Origin of the sequence: Micromonospora chalcea (genome assembly GCF_028768405.1) — a bacterium.
In the GTDB taxonomy this organism is placed as follows: Bacteria; Actinomycetota; Actinomycetes; order Mycobacteriales; family Micromonosporaceae; genus Micromonospora; species Micromonospora chalcea.
In genome coordinates this window covers 4,365,481-4,383,217 of sequence record NZ_CP118233.1, presented here as the reverse complement: position 1 = coordinate 4,383,217, position 17,737 = coordinate 4,365,481, and the positions used below count along the sequence as shown (strand labels likewise).

The window sequence follows — 17,737 nt, the reverse complement described above, 5'->3', positions numbered from 1 at the left end:
GGCGACGGCCCCGGTAGGCGAAAGCCACCGGGGCCGTCGCCTTTCCGTGCCCACCCACCACGCCCTCCTCGCCCCAGCCCCGCCGTGGTCGATCATGAGGTTGACCGCACTTGGCGCCCGATTTGTCGCCGCTAACTTCATGATCAACGGGGCGAGTCGAGGACGAGTCGAGGACGGGGGGAGGCGGAGGCGGGGTCGGGGTGGGAGGGGTGGGGTGGGGGCGGTCAGGGGAGGGGGACGGCGGGGCCGTCGCCGGCCAGGCGGAACGACTCCTCGCCCACCGGTTCCACCAGGCCGTCCGTGACCAGGCCGGCCAGCGCCCGCGCCCGCTGCACGTCGTCGTGCCAGACCTGGTCCAGCCGCTGATGCGGCACCGGCCCGGTGGACTCCCGCAGCACGGCGAGCAGCAGCCCGCGTACCTGCCGGTCGGTGCCGGCGTAGCGCTGCGGGCGGCGCGTCGGTCCCGTGGGGGCCGCCTGGCCGGAAGCCCGCCAGGCGCAGCTCGACTCGACGGGGCAGATCGCGCAGCGCGGGGCGCGGGCGGTGCAGACGACCGCCCCGAGTTCCATGAACGCGGCGCTCGCCAGCGCGGCGGCGGCCGGCTCGATCGGCAGCAGTTCCTCGGTGGCGACCAGGTCGGCCGGGCGGGTCGTCGGACCGGCGTCGGGTTCACCGGCGATCGCCCGGCACACCACCCGCCGGACATTCGTGTCCACCACGGGGTGCCGCTGCCCGTACGCGAAAGCGGCGACCGCGCGAGCCGTGTACGTGCCGACGCCGGGCAGCGCCAGCAGATGATCGAGCCGGTCGGGTACCACGCCGCCGTGCCGCTCCACGACGGCCACCGCGCATTCGCGCAGGCGTACCGCCCGGCGGGGGTAGCCGAGCCGTCCCCACATCCGGATCGCCTCGGCCGGGGTGTCCTCGGCGAGCGCGCGCGGATCCGGCCAGCGGGCCAGCCACGCCTCCCAGGCGGGCACCACCCGGACCACCGGCGTCTGCTGGAGCATGACCTCGCTGACCAGGATCGCCCAGGCGCCGATGCCCGGCTTGCGCCAGGGCAGGTCGCGGGCGTTGCGCTCGTACCACCGGCTGACCTGGGTGGCGAATGTGGGCTCGGACATCGCGCCGCCGATCATGTCACGGCTGTCTTTCCCGCAGGTTGGGCGGGGCGGGTGGCCGGGCGCGATCGATCATGGGCGACGGGGCAGAATGTCCGAATGAACGAGCTCGCGATCACCGTCATCGGCCGGGACCGGCCGGGCATCGTGGCCGACGTCGCGGAGGTCCTCGCCCGGCTCGGCGCGAACCTCACCGACTCGACTATGACCCGGCTGCGTGGACACTTCGCGATGACCCTGATCTGCGTGGGCCCGGCCGCCGCCGACGTCGAGGCCGCGCTGGCCCCGCTCGCCGCCGACGGGCATCTGCTGGCCACCGTACGCGCGGTCACGCCGGACGGCGGCAGTGAGCCCACCGGGGAGCCGTACGTGCTGGCGGTGCACGGCGCCGACCGGATGGGCATCGTGGCGGCTATGACCCGGGTGCTCACCGACGCGGGCGGGAACGTGACCGACCTGAGCACGCGGTTGACCGGTTCGCTCTACGTGGTGGTCGCCGAGGTCGAGCTGCCGCCGGGCGTCTCCGACGAGGTGGCCGGCCGGCTCACCCGCGTCGCGGCGGAGCTGGGTGTCGGGGTCAGCCTCCGCCCGGCGGACACGGATCTGCTGTGACCGGGCCGGAGTACGCGGGCCTGGGCGGCTGGACCCCGGAGAAGCTCGGCGTCCCCGGCGAGGTACGTCCGGTGGTCACCGCCCCGGAGCCGGTGCTGAGCCAACCCGGCCCGGAGGTCGACCCGACGTCTGCCGAGGTGGTACGCCTCGCCGCTGACCTGGTGGCCACGATGCGGGTCTCGCCCGGCTGTGTGGGTCTGGCGGCGCCGCAGGTGGGGGTGAGCGCGCAGGTGTTCGCGGTGGACGTCACCGGGCACCCGAAGGCGGTCACCGTGCACGGCACGTTCGTGCTCTGCAACGCGCGGGTGGTGGAGGCGAGCCGGTGGAAGGCCGGCCGGGAGGGCTGCATGTCGGTGCCGGACCTGACCGGCGACGTGAAGCGGGCCAGCCGGCTGGTGGTCGAGGGCGTGCTGCCGGGCACCGGGGAGCCGGTCCGGCTGGTGACCGACGGTTTCGAGGCGCGCGCGCTCCAGCACGAGATCGACCACTGTGCCGGGTTGCTCTTCCTCGACCGGGTGGCCGGCGCGCACGCGATCTACCAGCGCAAGGTCTACCTCTGACGGTGGTGTCAGCTATCCGGTGTGGACGGAGGCGGCCGTACGGCGGCGGGTTCCCGGCGCGTCGGACCGGCGAGCCGTGCGCCGCGCGGCTACGGTAGGCGCATCATGCGTCTGACGGTCGGCCCCCTGCCCCCTGCCGTGTACTGGCGGCGTCGTGCCGTCGTGCTCGGAGCGGGCCTGCTCTTCCTGATTGTCCTGCTCTACTCGTGCACCGGCACGGACCGCAACACCGGCGCGCCGGGCACGGACCCGTCGCCGACCGGTTCCGCCGGGGCTGAGCCGGCCCCGTCCGGCTCGGTGCTGACCCCGCAGTCGGGCAGCCCGTCACCGACGGCCGGTGACGCGGGCGGCGGCAGCACCGGCGGTAACACCGGCGGCGGTACGGGCGACGGCGGCGGCAACACCGGCGGCGGCGCGAACAACGGCGGCGGCACCGGTAACGGCGGCGCGAACGGGCAGCCGGTCTCGGACGACGGCAACTGCACCGACTCGGAGCTGCTGGTGACGCCGGTCGCGGTGCCGGCCACCGCCCAGCGGGGCACTGTGGTCACGCTGCGCCTCAAGGTCAAGAACGTGTCGAACCGGACGTGCAGCCGGGACGTGGGCGCCGATCTGCAGGAGCTGTACATCAAGGCGGGCGCGGAGAAGATCTGGTCCTCGGACACGTGCGGCACCGGCAAGGGCTCGGATCCGCAGTCGTTCACGCCGAACTTCGAGCGCTCCTACGAGCTGGGCTGGAACGGCCGGGTGGACAACCGGTGCGCCAACGGGCTCGCGAACGGTGAGTTCGCGGCGATCGGCGCGTACCAGGTGTTCGCCCGCGTCGGCACCAAGATCAGCGAACCGGTGAAGCTGACCATCACCGGCTGAGCGGCCGGTCAGACGTACCGTTCGAGGATGGATGCCTCGGCGAGCCGGGACAGGCCCTCGCGGACCCCACGGGCGCGTGCGTCGCCCACGCCCTCGACCGCCTGGAGGTCTTCCACTGTCGCGCCGAGCAGCCGCTGGAGGCTGCCGAAGTGCACCACCAGCCGGTCGACCACGGCGACCGGCAGCCGGGGCACCTTGGCGAGCAGGCGGAACCCGCGCGGGCTGACCGCCGCGTCGAGCGCGTCGGAGGCGGACGGGTAGCCGATCGCCTTGGCGACAGCCACGAGATCGATCAGCTCGGTGGCGCTGAGCAGGTCGAGTTCGACGAGCGCCTCGTCCAGGGTGCGCGACTTGCGGCCGACCGGCAGGTAGTCGCGGATGACCAGGGTGCGGTCGGCGTCCACGCCGGCCATCAGCTCGTCGAGCTGAAGGGCCAGCAGACGGCCGTCGGTGCCCAGCTCGACCACGTAACCGGCGATCTCGTCGGCGATGCGGCGGACCATCTCCAGCCGCTGCACCACAGCCACCGCGTCGCGGACGGTGACCAGATCCTCGATCTCCAGCGCGGAGAGCGTGCCGGAGACCTCGTCCAGCCGCAGCTTGTAGCGCTCCAGCGTGGCCAGCGCCTGGTTGGCGCGGGACAGGATGGCCGCGGAGTCGTCCAGCACGTGCCGCTGGCCGTTGACGTAGAGGCTGATGATCCGCATCGACTGGCTGACCGAGATGACCGGGTAGCCGGTCTGCCGGGCCACCCGCTCGGCGGTGCGGTGCCGGGTGCCGGACTCCTCGGTCGGGATCGACGGGTCGGGCATCAGGTGCACGCCGGCCTGCACGATCCGGGTGCCGTCGCTGGAGAGGACGACAGCGCCGTCCATCTTGCACAGCTCCCGGACCCGGGTGGCGGAGAACTCCACGTCCATCGGGAAGCCGCCGGTGCAGATCTGCTCGACCACCTTGTCGTAGCCGAGCACGATCAGCGCGCCGGTGCGGCCGCGCAGGATCCGCTCCAGGCCGTCCCGCAGGGCGGTGCCGGGAGCCATCAGGGCGAGGTTGGCGCGCAGCGGGTCGCCACCGGCCCCGCCGCCGACGCTTCCGTTGACGCTCACGCTGATGGCACGAGCGGGGTTGCCGCTCACGGCGCCGGTACGGGCGTGCGGCGTCGCCGTTGCGGGCTTGGTGGCATCGCGGTCGATCGGCACGGGCACAGTCTACGGACTGCCGTGCGGTGGGTGCTCTCGTGGTTACTGTGATGTGTCACGATGCCCGGCTCGGGCGGCTCTTCACGGGCTGCGCCGCGTGTCCGGGAACGCCCGGCGGATCCCACCGTGTCACTCCGCCGATGCGCGGGCGGCGGCCTGGAGGGCGGCCCGCACGTCAGTGACCTCGATCACGCGCATGTTCTCCGGCCCGGCGCCGCTGCTCTCCGGCCCGCACCCGGGCGGCACGAGGGCCAGCCGGAAGCCCAGCCGGGCCGCCTCGGACAGCCGGCGGGGCACCGCGCCGACCCGACGGACCTCGCCGGTGAGCCCGACCTCGCCGATGGCCACCAGATGCGGGTTGAGCGCCAGGTTGAGCCCGCCGGAGGCGACCGCGAGCGCCACCGCCAGGTCGGCCGCCGGCTCGACCACCCGGATGCCGCCGACAGTGGCGGCGAAGACCTCCCGGTCGTGCAGCGTGAGCCGCTCGGTCCGGCGCTGGAGCACCGCGAGAACCATGGCGAGCCGGGCGCTGTCGAGGCCGGAGACGGTACGCCGGGGCGAACCGGCGACGGTGGCCCCGATCAGCGCCTGCACCTCCGTCACCAGCGCCCGGCGCCCCTCCATCGCCACCGTCACGCAGGTGCCCGGCACCGGCTCGGAGTAGCGGGTCAGGAACAGGCCGGACGGGTCGGCCAGGCTGCTGATGCCGCCCTCGTGCATCTCGAAGCAGCCCACCTCGTCGGCCGCGCCGAAGCGGTTCTTCACGCCGCGCACCATGCGCAGCGAGGAGTGCTTGTCGCCCTCGAAGTGCAGCACCACGTCGACCAGGTGTTCCAGCACCCGGGGGCCGGCCACCTGGCCGTCCTTGGTGACGTGGCCGACCAGCACGGTGGCGATGCCGCGCTCCTTGGCGACCGCGACCAGGGCGGCGGTGACCGCGCGGACCTGGGTGACGCCGCCGGGCACGCCCTCGGTGCCGGTGGTGGAGATGGTCTGCACCGAGTCGAGCACCAGCAGGCCGGGCTTGACCGCGTCGAGGTGGCCGAGCACCGCCGACAGGTCGCTCTCGGCGGCCAGGTAGAGCTGGTCGTGCAGGGTGCCCATCCGCTCGGCGCGCAGCCGCACCTGGCTGACCGACTCCTCGCCGCTGACCACCAGCGACGGGCTGCCGGCCCCGGCGGCCCACTGCTGGGCCACGTCGAGCAGCAGCGTCGACTTGCCCACGCCCGGCTCACCGGCGAGCAGCACCACCGCGCCGGGAACGAGGCCGCCGCCAAGCACCCGGTCGAGCTCGCTGACGCCGGTGGCCCGGGCGCGGGCGGGCGCGGCGCTGATGGTGGCGATCGGCCGGGCCGGCTCGGCCGGCATCCGCGAGCTGACCACCCGGCCGGAGACCAGCGGGCCGGTGATCGTGGACTCGACCACCGAGCCCCACTCGCCGCACTCGGGGCACCGGCCCACCCACTTCGGGGGCTGGTGACCGCAGGCGTCGCACTCGTAGGCCGGACGGGGCTCACGGGCGGCGCGACCGCGGCCGGCGCCGGCACGGGAGGGGGTCGATCGGGGCGTGGTCACCACAGGACGCTAACCGGCCCGTACGACGAAAGCCCACCGGAAACGGCGACACCGCCGGCGTGGCGCTGGCCACGGCGGCGGTGCCGACGGAAGGAGGACGGGGGTCAGTGGCCGCCCTCGACGCCACCGTCCTCGGCCCCGTGCTCACGCGGGTTGACGATCTTGGACGGGGTGGGCTCCGCGGTCAGCGGGATGCCGATCGGCGCCGGGGTCGTGATGACCTTGCCGTCGCCGAAGTCGAAGGTCAGGTTGACCTGCTGGCCGACGAGCAGCTTCTGGTTCAGGCCGACGAGCTGGAGGAACCGCGGGTTGTCGGCGTTGAGCTGGGCGTAGCTGAGCGCCGGGATCTCGATCCGGGCCGGCTGACCGGCGGGCGCGGACCCGGTCTCGCTCGGCGACGGGCTGGCCGACGGCGACTCGGACGTCCCCAGCGACTGGCTCGGCGACGCGCTCGGGTCGTTCGCGGTCGGCGAGGCGGTGCCCGGCTCGGTGGGCGAACCGGTCGGGGTGGCGGCGCCGCTCTCGCCCGCGCCGGAACCGGTGAGCACGATCTCCCGGGCGCTGTCGGTGGTGACCGTCACGGTCACCGGCTTCTCGCTGTCGTTGTAGATCACCACGTTGACCGGCGCGTTCGACCCCGCCTCGTAGCCCTTCGGCCCCGGCGTCCGCACGTAGAGACCGCGCACCTTGTACAGGTTGTCGGAGGTCTGGACGTTGACGCCCTGTACCGACGGGATCTTGTTGGCGGTCTCGGAAATCTGCCCGGTGCCGCACCCGGACAGCAGCAGGCTCGCCGCCGCCGTGCCGGCCAGCAGCAGGGCCGGCCCCCGGGAACCCCTGATCGAGCGCGTCACGTCGGTCCTCCTCGTCACGATCCCCGCCCGGTCGACCACCGGGCACGGGGTGGCCATACCCGCGCAGACCGCGCTCCAGGGTAGTTGGAGCTGATCGAGGCCCGCACGCGGACCCGGCAATGCCACCCGGCGAGGGAGACCGTCAGACCACCCGGCCGCTCGTCACCAGCAGCAGCACATCGATGAGTGCCACCACCAGCACCGCCCGGAAGGCGCTCGCCGAGCGTCCGGCGGCGGCGCGTCCCGCGTACCAGCCGAGGGCCGGCACGGCGACGGCGGCGGCGACGGCCGACAGCCCGGCCCACGACGGCGGTCCCGGCGGGCCGAAGACCAGCGCGACGGTGGCCGCCAGGAGCAGCCCGGCGGCGGCGAGCCGGCTGCCGGCGGGGCCCAGCCGGTGCGGCAGGCCGCGCACCCCGGTCCGGGCGTCGTCGGCCAGGTCGGGCAGCACGTTCGCGAAGTGCGCGCCGGCGCCCAGCAGCGCGGCGGCGGCCACCAGCCAGGCCGGCGGCGCGGGCGAGCCGGGCAGCGCCAGCACCACGAACGCGGGCAGCGCGCCGAACGAGACCGCGTAGGGCAGCACCGACACCGCCGTCGACTTCAGCGGCCGGTTGTAGAGCAGCGCGGAGACCAGGCCCAGCGTGGCGCAGGCCGCCGCGGCCGAGCCGCCGGCCAGCGCCAGCAGCGGGGTGGCGACGACTGCGACCACGACGGCCCGGGCCAGCGCCGGCCGGCTGACCGCGCCGGTGGTCACCGGTTTGTCGGTACGCCCCACCGCGGCGTCCCGCTCGGCGTCGATCAGATCGTTGCTCCAGCCGACAGCGAGCTGGCTGGCCAGCACCGTCAGCGCCACCGCCGCGACGCCGGCCGCGGAGTGCCCGGCGCCGGCGGCGAGCAGCGCGGCGACCACGGTGACCGCCGCAGCGGGTTCCGGATGGCTCGCCCTGACCAGCCCTAACACCCGTGTCGACATAAGGGAAGTCTGGTCGTTACCGGGCAGTCGTGCCACGCTCGACGCATGCCTGACGTGCCCGGGGTGTCCACTCCGCACCGGGTGCTGCCGCCGAACGACCCCCGGCAGTACGACGATCTGGCCGACGAGTGGTGGCGGCCGGACGGCGCGTTCGCGATGCTGCACTGGCTGGCGCGGGCGCGCGCGGCGCTGGTGCCACCGGCGTCCACGCCGGACGATCTGCTCGTCGATCTGGGCTGCGGCGCCGGGCTGCTGGCCCCGCACCTGGCCGGCAAGGGCTACCGCCACGTCGGGGTGGACCTGACCCGCTCCGCGCTGGACCAGGCCGCCGACCATGGGGTGACAGCGGTCCAGGGCGACGCGACGGCGGTGCCGCTGACCGACGGCTGCGCGGCGGTGGTCTCCGCCGGAGAGGTGCTGGAGCACGTGCCGGACTGGCGGCGCGCGGTCGCCGAGGCGTGCCGGCTGCTGCGGCCCGGCGGCCTGCTGGTGCTGGACACGCTGAACGACACGCTGCTGGCCCGGCTGGTCGCGGTGGAGCTGGGCGAACGGCTGCCCACAGTGCCGCGCGGCATCCACGACCCCCGGTTGTTCGTCGACGCCCGCGCGCTCGTCGCCGAGTGCGCCCGGCACGGCGTGTCGCTCGAGGTACGCGGGGTCCGCCCGGAGTTGGGCGGCACGCTTGCCTGGTTGCTGCGCCGCATGCGCGGCGGCGACCGTCCGGCGAGGACCGAGCCGCGCATGGTGCCGACCCGGTCGGCGGCGGTGCTGTACCAGGGCTGGGGGCGCCGGGGCGGGTAGCCGGGGCCGCCCGGGGTAAAGGGACGCCGAGAAGGGGGCGACATGACTGTGCACGCGCTGGAGGCGGCCCGCCGGTTGGCGCCGCGACTGGCCGCCCGCGCGGCCGGGCACGACCGCGACGGCTCGTTCCCCGTGGAAGACTTCGCGGACCTGCGGGCGGCCGGGCTGTTCGGGCTGATGGTGCCGCCCGAGCTGGGTGGCGCGGGCGCGAGCTTCGCCGAGTACGCGGCGGTCGCCACCGAACTGGCCCGGGGCAACGGCGCGACCGCGCTGGTGTTCAACATGCACGCCTCGGTCACCGGCGCGCTGGGCGCGGTCACCGAGGAACTGGCCGAGGCGCTCGGCGTACCGGATGAGGCGCTTGCGGCGCGGGACCGGCTGCTGCGCGCGGCGGCCGACGGCGCCTGGTACGCGGTGGCGATGAGCGAACGCGGCGCCGGTGCCCGGCTGTCGCAGCTCAGCACCGTCTACGAGCCGGTCGAGGGCGGCTGGCACATCAAGGGCAGCAAGACGTTCTGCTCCGGCGCCGGCCACCCGGACGGCTACCTGGTGGCTGCCCGCAGCGCCGCCGACCAGTCGGTGGTGTCGCAGTTCCTGGTCCCGGCCGGGGACGGGATCACCGTGGAGCCCACCTGGGACTCGCTCGGCATGCGGGCCACCTCGTCGCACGACGTGCACCTGGACGTGACGGTTCCGGCCGACCGGCTGCTCGGCGGCGTCGAGGGGCTGGCTCTGGTGGTCGCGCAGCTCATGCCGCACTGGCTGGTGGCGAGCTACGCGGCGGTCTACGTGGGCGTGGCCCGGGCCGCGATCGACGCGGCCGCCGAGCACCTCAACGCCCGCAACCTCGCCGGGCTGCCCGCGGTGCGGGCCCGCCTGGGCCGGGCGGACGCGGCCACCGCCGCCGCCGAACTGGTGGTCGCCGAGGCGGCCCGCCGGGTCGACGAGGCGCCCGGCGACGCCGAGACGAACCGCTGGGTGTGGCGGGCCAAGCTGCTGGCCGGCACCACCGCCGCCGAGGTCGCCGCCTCGATGCTGGAGGCGGCCGGCACCTCGGCGACCCGGCGCGGGCATCCGCTGGAGCGGCTCTACCGGGACGCCCGCTGTGGTTCGCTGCACCCGGCCACGTCCGACGTGTGCGCCGACTGGCTCGGCATCGCCGCGCTCGGCGGCGACCCGGACCGGGACAGCGCGCTCCCTCGTTGGTGAAGCGCGAGGAGCGAGCCGGTTTTGCGAGCCCCGCAGTCGCGAACGAAAGGCTGCCGGGTGACCAGGGTTGGTGCGAGAGATGAGGGAGGGGTGGGGGACGTGGGCATGCCGGTGATCGCGGGCCTGGGTACGGCGCATCCGCCGGGCGCGGACCAGGACGAGCTGTGGACGGGTTTCTTCGCGGGGCACTTCCAGGGGAACACCCGGGCGCTGGCGCAGCGGATCTTCGCTAACTCGGGCGTCACCCGGCGGCAGGCGGCGGTCAACCCGCTGCTGGAGGACGTCTCGGAGTGGCCGACCGAGCGCCGGATGCGCCGCTACCAGGTCGAGGCGCTGCCGCTGGGCAAGGAGGCGGTCAGCCGGGCGCTCACCGCCGCCGGCCTGGACGCCGCCGACATCGGGATGTTCATCGTCTGCTCCTGCACCGGGTACGCCACCCCGGGGCTGGACATCCTGCTCGCCCGGGACCTCGGCATGTCGCCGAGCACCCAGCGCATGTTCGTCGGGCACATGGGCTGCTACGCGGCCCTGCCCGGGCTGGGCGCGGCGAGCGACTTCGTCACCGCCCGGGGGCGTCCCGCGCTGCTGCTCTGCGCGGAGTTGACCAGCCTGCACATCCAGCCGCCGGGCGCCCGGGTGGACACCCAGCAGATCGTCTCCCACGCGCTGTTCTCGGACGCCGCGGTCGCCGCCGTGGTCGTCCCCGGGGGCCGGGGGTACGCGCTGCGCGAGGTCACCTCGGTCACCGACACCTCCACGGCCGACCACATGACGTGGGACGTCACCGACACCGGCTTCCGGATGGGGCTGTCGCCAAAGGTGCCGCAGGTCCTCTCCCGGCACGTGCGGACCTTGGTCGACGAGCTGCTGGCACGGCACGGGTGCGAACGCTCCGACGTGGACGGCTGGGCGGTGCACCCGGGCGGGCCGCGGATCCTCAACGTGGTGGAGCGTGAGCTGGCGCTGCCGCCGGACGGGCTCGCCGCCTCCCGGGGGACGCTCGCCGAGCACGGCAACTGTTCGTCCCCGACGACGCTGCTGATCCTGGACCGGCTGTGGCGTACGGAGCCGTCACCGCCGCGCTGGGTGGTGATGCTCGCGTTCGGGCCGGGGCTGACGCTCTACGCGGCGCTGCTGGAACGCGTGGGCTGACGGGTCGCCCCGGTCGCGCCGCGCCGATACGCTGCCCGCATGGCCTCCGAGGAGCGGGACGGGCGGGCGTTGCTGGCCGGCCTGACCGTCCTGGCGCTGTTGCTCGGCTCGGCCTGGTGGCGGTCGGCGGCCCCGCAGCCCGGCCCGGCCACGTCGGCCGCGCCCGCGAGCGTGGATCTGGCCCCGCGCAACTGGCGGGTCGACCCGTCGACGGGCGAAGCGCGTCCGGTGCCACGCGCCGGGCGCGAAGCGGCGTTGGACAACCGCCGCGTGCCGCGTGCCGAGCCGGACCGCTCGGTGGTGATACGGGTGGAGGACGACGGCACGACGCGTCTGCTCCAGGTGTCGCACGTCGTGTGGCGGGAGAGGTCCCGGCTGACGCCGGGCGGGCCGCCTGTCGTCCGGCAGGTACGGCCCACGCGGGGCGACAACTACCGGCTGTCGGTGAGCTGCGCCGGTGACGGGCTGGTCGTCGTACTCGTCTCCGGCCTCGGGGACGACGAGTTCCGGCGGGCGCTGCGCTGCGGCGGGCAGCTGGACGTGCCGGTGGTGGGCGGCAGTGGCGAGCTGGTGCAGATGCGGTTCGTCGCGATAAGGGGCCGGGCCGACCTGGACGCCCGGCTCGAGGCGCTCTACTGACGGTCGTTCAGCCGGCCAGCCGGGCCAGGTCGGCCCGGTAGTCCGACAGCGGGCCCAGCTCCGGCACCACCCGCACCAGCGCGCCCTGCCGGTCCACCAGCAGCGCCGGGGCGATGCCGGGCTGGGCGGACAGGTGCAGGTAGGAGCGCAGCCCGCCGGCCGGGTCGCCGAGTGGGCGTACCCCCGGGACGCTCGCCGAGCCGGCCCGCCGGCCCGCGGTCACGGTGACCACCGTGACGCCGGGCGGGGCGGCTCCGGCCGCCGCGGTGACCTGCTCGGCGCAGGCGCAGGCGTCGGTCAGGATGATCATGGCGGGCAGCATGCTGCGCAGCGGCACCGGCACGTCGTCTGCGCCGACCAGGTCCAGCGCGGGAAGCGGGCCGACCGGTTGCGGGGCTGCGCCGCCGCCGTGGGGGAGCACTGTCGGTGCGCCGGACCGGGTGGCGCGTGGCCAGGTGACCGCCGCGAGGCCGGCGAGTGTGATCAGCACCGATACGAGCAGGATCAGCGCCGGTAGTCCGAGGCGGAGCGAGCCGGTGCGGCGGCCGGCGGCCGTTCGTGCCCGCCGTAGCTCCCGGCGGACCTGCCGGGCCTCGTCGGCGAGCGCCGAGGCGTCGTCCGGGACGACCACGCGGCCCCACTCCGGGGGCAGGCCGGGGAGCCCGTCCGGCGGCCCCTGGCCGTCAGCGTCAGGCACGCCCATCGGACCCCCAGGAACGTCTCGGTGAGCGGACGTCGCGTCCTCTCCCAGCGTCCCGCACCGGCCGCCGTAACGCCACACCTGGGCGCGGACGGACTTGCGGAGCTACCATGGAAGGAGCGCATTGCCCTAGATCTGGACGCTCCCGTCACCCCTTACCGGGTTGTCACGTGATCCTCACGGAGCGTGTCGAAACCATCGGTTTGGCCGCCTGTCAAGCTGAAGAAATACCTCTCACAGGGCCCCTGAGCTGCGCCAACGGTCAGGACAGCGGTGAGACATCGGTGCCTGAGCGTGTTACCCTAGACACAGCGAAAGGGGTTTCGAACCTATGGTTTTCAGTGTCGGCGAGACCGTTGTTTACCCCCACCACGGGGCCGCACTCATCGAGGCAATCGAGACTCGGGTCATCAAGGGCGAGCCCAAGCAATACCTCGTCCTGAGGGTCGCACAGGGTGACCTGACGGTCCGGGTTCCCGCCGAGAACGCCGAGATCGTGGGTGTGCGCGAGGTGGTTGGCGAAGAGGGCCTGGGCAAGGTCTTCGACGTGCTCCGTGCACCACACACCGAGGAGCCGACCAACTGGTCGCGGCGTTACAAGGCGAATCTGGAGAAGCTGGCCTCCGGTAACCCGCTGAAGGTGGCCGAGGTCGTCCGCGACCTGTGGCGCCGGGAGCGGGAGCGGGGCCTGTCGGCGGGCGAGAAGCGGATGCTCGCCAAGGCCCGTGACATTCTCGTCGGCGAGGTCGCGCTGGCCGAGAAGAGCACCAAGGACGAGGCCGAGACGCTGCTCGACAAGGTGCTGACCGAGGCCTGATCCACACCTCTGCCTCTACCCACCCCGCAGCGAACGAATCCGAGGACCGCGACGTGACCGCGCAGCTCAATCCGCGCGGTGACGTCGCGGTCCTCGTTCCTGCGGCCGGTGCCGGCGAACGCCTCGGACCCGGCGCCCCCAAGGCGCTCCGCCCGCTCGCCGGTGAACCACTGCTCGTGCACGCCGTCCGCCGGGTCGCCGCCGCGCCCTCTGTGCACACGATCGTGGTGGCCGCACCGGCCACCGAGGTCGAGGCGGTACGCGCGATGCTGGCGCCCGTGGCGCCGGTGACAGTGGTGCCCGGTGGCGCCGAGCGCCAGGCGTCGGTGGCGGCGGCTCTCGCAGCGGTGCCCGCCGGTCCGGAGATCGTCCTGGTGCACGACGCCGCCCGTGCGCTCACCCCGCCGGGCCTGGTCGAGTCGGTGGCGGCGGCGGTCCGCGACGGGCACGACGCGGTGATCCCGGTGCTGCCGGTGGTCGACACCGTCAAGGAGGTCGACGCGGCCGAGCGGGTGCTCGGCACCGTCGACCGGTCCGCGTTGCGGGCGGTCCAGACGCCGCAGGGCTTCCGCCGCTCGGTACTGCTCGCGGCCCACCGGTCGGCGGGTGACGCGCTCACCGACGACGCCGGGCTGGTCGAGAAGCAGGGGATCGCGGTCACCTGCGTACCCGGCTCCGAGCTGGCCCTGAAGATCACCCGCCCGTTCGACCTGTCCCTGGCCGAACACCTGCTGTCCACCGGCGCCTGACGTACTCCTCACAGGTCGGCGGTGGATCGAGCCCGGCGCAGGCGGTCTCGGACGACATACCGCTGACCCTGGGTGAAGGCGCTACCTCTGCCTCGGCTGTGATGCGGGATGGGCGTCGGTAGCGTCAGGTGGCCAGCCGAACCTGGCGCGGTGAGGCCGAATACCTGATAGCGCCCTTCGGTCCACCCCTGCTTGCGGCTGACCTCGATGATGTCGGCGAGGAGGGCGTCGCGCCGTTCGCCCGTCGCTCGGAGCCGGTTCACCTCACCGACTGTCCAATCGACGTTGTCGAGCCGAAAGAGAATCTTGGGCACCTCTGGAAGGATCTGGCGCTGAGAGTAGAAGGCCAGATGATCCACAGGTTGAAATGATCTGCCCGCCTGGCAGACGTACGCTCGCGTCGACTGATAGAGCCCCCATGCGTTCCTGGCGGGGACCACCACGGTGTCGTTGCGGGCGGCTGGGCGCAGTCGGTGCACCTCGGTCACCCGCTCGATCCTCCTGAGCCAGCGGGCGGCGTCCGGGTCCGCCCACGCGACGACATCGATCATCTGGCTGAGGCGGAACGGCACGTCGGTGGCGAGAAGCGAATCATGATGAGCCAGCCGATTGCGGAACACCCGGAGGGCATTCATCGCGCTGGCGACATCGTGGCGCTTGCCGGACGAGTAAGGGAAGGCGCGGTGCAGGGCCTCCCGCCAGAGTTGCTCGTGCTCCGAACCCAACATCGAGACCCAGAAGCCGAAACTCAAGCCCGCGATGATTTGGTCGCGGGTTTCCTTCTGGGAGTGCTCTCGACGCAAGCGCGCGCGGACCTCGGAGACGTTTCGATCGATTCCATCCTGCACCTGGCGCTTACCGCTGACCGTCAGAAGGAACCATGGGATACCGCGGCCCGGCTCGTTGAGGTGCACCCTCATCTCCCGATCTATCGCGTTGCGGGTGACGACCTCGACGTAGTGAAACGCCTCGAACGACGCGCCCGTCAGGGCGACGCTCCACTCGTAAAGCTCACAGGCCTTGCTCTCGTCGCCACCGGCGGCAGCCAGATAGGGATGGAACCTGCCGAGGGAGATCCAGTGATGCACGGTTCGCGCATGGGGGTGTGGCGTCACGGACTGGATGCTAAGCGTGACGATCGCGGCGGATTGTCCGGCGCGCCGACGGCAAGAAAGAGCCCCAGGCGCATGCGCGAGGCAGAGGCGACACTGGGGCGTACAGAAACCAAGCTAACCACAGCCCGGGCGGCCGTCAAGGCGCAGCGCGTACCCTCTGGTCATGATCGTTCCTCGGGTGGCCGTCGGCACCGACGTGCACGCGTTCGCGGCCGGGCGGCCCTGCTGGGTCGCGGGCCTGCACTGGCCGGACCAGGACGGCCTGGCCGGTCACTCCGACGCCGACGTGGCGGCGCACGCCGCCTGCAACGCGCTGCTCTCCGCCGCCGGCCTGGGTGACCTGGGCGCGAACTTCGGGGTGGACCAGCCGGAGTGGGCCGGTGCCTCCGGGGTGGCGCTGCTGACCGAGAGCGCGCGCCGGGTACGGGCGGCGGGCTTCCAGATCGGCAACGTGTCGGTGCAGGTCGTCGGCAACCGCCCCAAGATCGGGCCGCGCCGGGAGGAAGCGCAGCGGGTGCTCTCCGAGGCGGTGGGCGCGCCGGTGACCGTGTCCGCTGCGACCACCGACGGCCTCGGCTTCACCGGGCGTGGGGAAGGGCTGGCCGGGATCGCGGTGGCCCTGGTCTACGAGGCCCCGGCCGACTGACGCGGTGGCCGGGGGACGCCGGTCACCGCGTCACCCGATCAGTCGACGTCGGTGCAGACGTTGTGGGTCGTGCCGTGGAGCATCGTGATGGTCTTGTCGTAGGTGGGGGAGAACTCCACCCGGAACTGGCCGTCGACGATCCACAGCCCCTTCGGCAGCGTGCCGGCGTTCTCCCGGAAGCCGAGGAGCACCGGCCCGGTCACGTACCAGGTCATCGAGCCGTCGGTGCGGTAGTCGACGAGCGAGGTGCCGCTCGCGTCAGCGGTGGACGTGGCGCCGGTCTCCAGGTTCGTCACCCGGTTGATCAGGGCGCCGGTGAACAGTTCCCGCTTCGGTGCGCCGTCCGGATACGTGGCGAGCGTCAACTTGCGCACCTCGTCCACGATCGGCTCCACGCGTACCGCGAACTCGCATCGCGCGCCGGCGGGCAACTCGAATGGCGCCTGCGGGGCCGGCTCCCAGGCGCCGACGCCGTGGTGCCGGTCCGGCGCGGCGGTCGCCGAGCCGGGTAGCGCCGCGACAACCACTGCCACAACCGCCGCCACCGCGACGCTCATCCTGAAACGCATGTCCGCTCTCCATCTCGTCGGTGGTCAGGGCGGTCAGGATCGCCGGGCCGGCTCACCACGGGCTGACCGCACTGTGCGGAGCCGTTCCGAGCGGGCGGACCGGACGACCGGACGGCTGACCATGCGATCACCGCCGCACGGCAACCTCCGGCCCGGATCGACCGGTCCTGTTCGGTATGGAGTTCCGCCTGCTCGGGCCGTTCGAGGCCCGCCACGACGGTCGGCCGGTCGAGGTCGGCAGCCGACGCCAGGAGCGATGCCTGCTCGGGATGCTGCTGCTCGACGTGGGGCGCGTGGTGCCGACCGACCGCCTCATCGACCTGCTCTGGAACGGCCGGCCGCCGGCCGCCGCCCGGGGCGTGGTGCAGACGTACGTCGGGCGGCTGCGGGGCTCGCTCCACGCGTACGGAGTGCGGATCAGCACCCGGGGCGAGGGCTACGTGGTCGAGGAGGACGGGCACCGGGTCGACGTCGACGAGTTCGCCGAACTGGTCCGGAGGGCCGGGCGAGCCGCCGATCCCGCCGAGCGGGTGCGGTCGCTCGACCGGGCGCTGGCTCTCTGGCGCGGGCCGTTGCTCGCCGACGCGGCGGACGACGAGCTGCGGCACCGGCTGCACGGCACTGTCGAGGAGCTGCGCCTGGTGGCCGTGGAGCTACGGGCCGAGGCGCAGCTCGCGTTGGGCCAGCACACGCGGGCGATCGCCGAACTGCTGCCGCTGGCCGCCGAGCACCCGACGCGGGAACACCTCGTGGCGGTCCTGATGACCGCCCTGTACCGGGGTGCCCGGCGGGCTGACGCGCTGCGCCTCTACCGCGCCACGCGGGACCTGCTCGTGGCCGACTTCGGTGTCGAGCCGGGGCCCCGGCTCCGCGAGGTGCAGCGGCGGGTGCTCGCGGGCGACGACCGCCTGGACCGGGTCGGCCGGCCGATGCACGAGATCCGGGTGAACGACGAGAGCCTGCCGTGGAGCGTGGGCGGCCACCCGGCCCTGGACTTCTGCAACACCCTCGCCGGTTGGGGGCGCGAGTCCCCGTTGCCCGGCGCCGAGTGGCTGCGCGGCTATCGCACCCTTGCTGTCTGGGCCGGCCATGTCGGGCTGGTGGACGAGGTGTCGATGAACCGTCTGCTTCACCTCGCCCGGCGCGATCCCGGCGCGGCGGAGGTGGTGCTCGACGAGGCCCGTACGCTCCGCGCCGCGCTCTACGCCAGCCTGGTCGACCCGGACGACGGCCCGGCCTTCGAAGCGGTCGCCCGGGCCGCCGAGGCCGCCGCCCGTACGCTCGCGTTCCGGCGCGCGGTCGACGGACGCGGTCGCTGGTGGCCGGACCTCGCCGCCGGCCTTCGGGTGCCGGTGCACGCCGCCGCGTTCAGCGGCGCGCAACTGCTCGCCGATCCGGCCCGGTTCACCGTGCGGGCCTGCCCGGACCGGAGCTGCGGGTGGTTGTTCCTGGACGAGAGCGGGCTGCGCCGGTGGTGCAGCCTCGGGACGTGCGGCGGCCGGGCGGGCGTCGCCTGCCGGAGTTCCTGACGACGGGAGCTGTCGGCAGCTGGTGGGCCGGGGCGGATACGCTCGCC

The 17,737-nt window shown here is 73.7% G+C and carries 19 protein-coding genes; 11 read left to right on the top strand and 8 right to left on the bottom strand.

The annotated features are described in order from the left end of the window. Positions 1-224: 224 nt before the first annotated feature. Positions 225-1,124 (bottom strand): HhH-GPD family protein, encoded by a 900-nt coding sequence (locus PVK74_RS19380; RefSeq protein WP_064446859.1) that lies wholly within the window; start codon positions 1,122-1,124, stop codon positions 225-227. Between the two features lie 96 nt (positions 1,125-1,220). Between PVK74_RS19380 and PVK74_RS19375 the strand changes: the two genes are divergently transcribed. From PVK74_RS19375 to PVK74_RS19365, 3 genes are all read left to right on the top strand, one after another. Next, positions 1,221-1,733 carry a glycine cleavage system transcriptional repressor gene (locus PVK74_RS19375; RefSeq protein WP_013288949.1) on the top strand — a complete coding sequence of 171 codons (513 nt, stop codon included), beginning with the start codon at positions 1,221-1,223 and terminating at the stop codon, positions 1,731-1,733. Then, positions 1,730-2,293: a peptide deformylase gene (locus PVK74_RS19370; RefSeq protein ID WP_043327917.1), complete on the top strand. Its 564-nt coding sequence runs from the start codon at positions 1,730-1,732 to the stop codon at positions 2,291-2,293. Before PVK74_RS19375 ends, PVK74_RS19370 begins: the two co-directional genes overlap by 4 nt. A gap of 105 nt (positions 2,294-2,398) precedes the next feature. Beyond that, on the top strand, positions 2,399-3,163 hold the full coding sequence (locus tag PVK74_RS19365) for a hypothetical protein (protein ID WP_043327918.1): 765 nt from the start codon (positions 2,399-2,401) through the stop codon (positions 3,161-3,163). A gap of 8 nt (positions 3,164-3,171) precedes the next feature. Here the strand turns inward: PVK74_RS19365 and disA are convergent, their stop codons facing one another. The 4 genes from disA to PVK74_RS19345 form a co-directional block, all read right to left on the bottom strand. After that, on the bottom strand, positions 3,172-4,362 hold the full coding sequence (gene disA, locus PVK74_RS19360; protein WP_030502855.1) for a DNA integrity scanning diadenylate cyclase DisA: 1,191 nt from the start codon (positions 4,360-4,362) through the stop codon (positions 3,172-3,174). A gap of 129 nt (positions 4,363-4,491) precedes the next feature. After that, entirely contained in the window at positions 4,492-5,937 is a 1,446-nt protein-coding gene (gene radA / locus PVK74_RS19355; protein ID WP_064446858.1) for a DNA repair protein RadA, read from the bottom strand. Between the two features lie 104 nt (positions 5,938-6,041). Continuing rightward, positions 6,042-6,791 (bottom strand): hypothetical protein, encoded by a 750-nt coding sequence (locus PVK74_RS19350; RefSeq protein ID WP_274476963.1) that lies wholly within the window; start codon positions 6,789-6,791, stop codon positions 6,042-6,044. 142 nt (positions 6,792-6,933) lie between these two features. Beyond that, complete coding sequence (locus tag PVK74_RS19345) at positions 6,934-7,764, bottom strand: UbiA family prenyltransferase (RefSeq protein ID WP_274476962.1); 831 nt, start codon at positions 7,762-7,764, stop codon at positions 6,934-6,936. A 45-nt stretch (positions 7,765-7,809) separates the two neighbouring features. On the opposite strand from PVK74_RS19345, the gene PVK74_RS19340 reads away from it, so the two are divergent. From PVK74_RS19340 to PVK74_RS19325, 4 genes are all read left to right on the top strand, one after another. Further along, the gene (locus tag PVK74_RS19340; RefSeq protein WP_113973574.1) at positions 7,810-8,565 is read left to right on the top strand and encodes a methyltransferase domain-containing protein; all 756 of its coding nucleotides are present in this window, start codon (positions 7,810-7,812) and stop codon (positions 8,563-8,565) included. A gap of 42 nt (positions 8,566-8,607) precedes the next feature. Continuing rightward, complete coding sequence (locus tag PVK74_RS19335) at positions 8,608-9,774, top strand: acyl-CoA dehydrogenase family protein (RefSeq protein WP_043327919.1); 1,167 nt, start codon at positions 8,608-8,610, stop codon at positions 9,772-9,774. A gap of 105 nt (positions 9,775-9,879) precedes the next feature. Further along, positions 9,880-10,926 (top strand): type III polyketide synthase, encoded by a 1,047-nt coding sequence (locus tag PVK74_RS19330; protein ID WP_205798899.1) that lies wholly within the window; start codon positions 9,880-9,882, stop codon positions 10,924-10,926. A gap of 39 nt (positions 10,927-10,965) precedes the next feature. Next, positions 10,966-11,565, top strand: a complete 600-nt coding sequence (locus PVK74_RS19325; protein WP_064446766.1) for a hypothetical protein — start codon at positions 10,966-10,968, stop codon at positions 11,563-11,565. 7 nt (positions 11,566-11,572) lie between these two features. Here the strand turns inward: PVK74_RS19325 and PVK74_RS19320 are convergent, their stop codons facing one another. Continuing rightward, on the bottom strand, positions 11,573-12,268 hold the full coding sequence (locus PVK74_RS19320; RefSeq protein WP_043327922.1) for a hypothetical protein: 696 nt from the start codon (positions 12,266-12,268) through the stop codon (positions 11,573-11,575). Positions 12,269-12,596: 328 nt separating this feature from the next. On the opposite strand from PVK74_RS19320, the gene PVK74_RS19315 reads away from it, so the two are divergent. Then, on the top strand, positions 12,597-13,082 hold the full coding sequence (locus tag PVK74_RS19315) for a CarD family transcriptional regulator (protein WP_007073334.1): 486 nt from the start codon (positions 12,597-12,599) through the stop codon (positions 13,080-13,082). Between the two features lie 53 nt (positions 13,083-13,135). Continuing rightward, positions 13,136-13,831: a 2-C-methyl-D-erythritol 4-phosphate cytidylyltransferase gene (gene ispD / locus PVK74_RS19310; RefSeq protein ID WP_274476956.1), complete on the top strand. Its 696-nt coding sequence runs from the start codon at positions 13,136-13,138 to the stop codon at positions 13,829-13,831. Between the two features lie 8 nt (positions 13,832-13,839). On the opposite strand, the gene PVK74_RS19305 is transcribed toward ispD, so the two are convergent. Continuing rightward, positions 13,840-14,946 carry a hypothetical protein gene (locus tag PVK74_RS19305; protein ID WP_210872376.1) on the bottom strand — a complete coding sequence of 369 codons (1,107 nt, stop codon included), beginning with the start codon at positions 14,944-14,946 and terminating at the stop codon, positions 13,840-13,842. A gap of 163 nt (positions 14,947-15,109) precedes the next feature. On the opposite strand from PVK74_RS19305, the gene ispF reads away from it, so the two are divergent. Continuing rightward, positions 15,110-15,592 (top strand): 2-C-methyl-D-erythritol 2,4-cyclodiphosphate synthase, encoded by a 483-nt coding sequence (gene ispF, locus PVK74_RS19300; protein ID WP_069089199.1) that lies wholly within the window; start codon positions 15,110-15,112, stop codon positions 15,590-15,592. A 38-nt stretch (positions 15,593-15,630) separates the two neighbouring features. Here ispF and PVK74_RS19295 read toward each other — a convergent pair whose 3' ends face one another. Next, complete coding sequence (locus PVK74_RS19295; RefSeq protein ID WP_043327926.1) at positions 15,631-16,161, bottom strand: hypothetical protein; 531 nt, start codon at positions 16,159-16,161, stop codon at positions 15,631-15,633. Between the two features lie 176 nt (positions 16,162-16,337). Here PVK74_RS19295 and PVK74_RS19290 point away from each other — a divergent pair, with 176 nt between their 5' ends. Next, entirely contained in the window at positions 16,338-17,690 is a 1,353-nt protein-coding gene (locus PVK74_RS19290; RefSeq protein ID WP_274476954.1) for a BTAD domain-containing putative transcriptional regulator, read from the top strand. Positions 17,691-17,737: the final 47 nt, after the last annotated feature.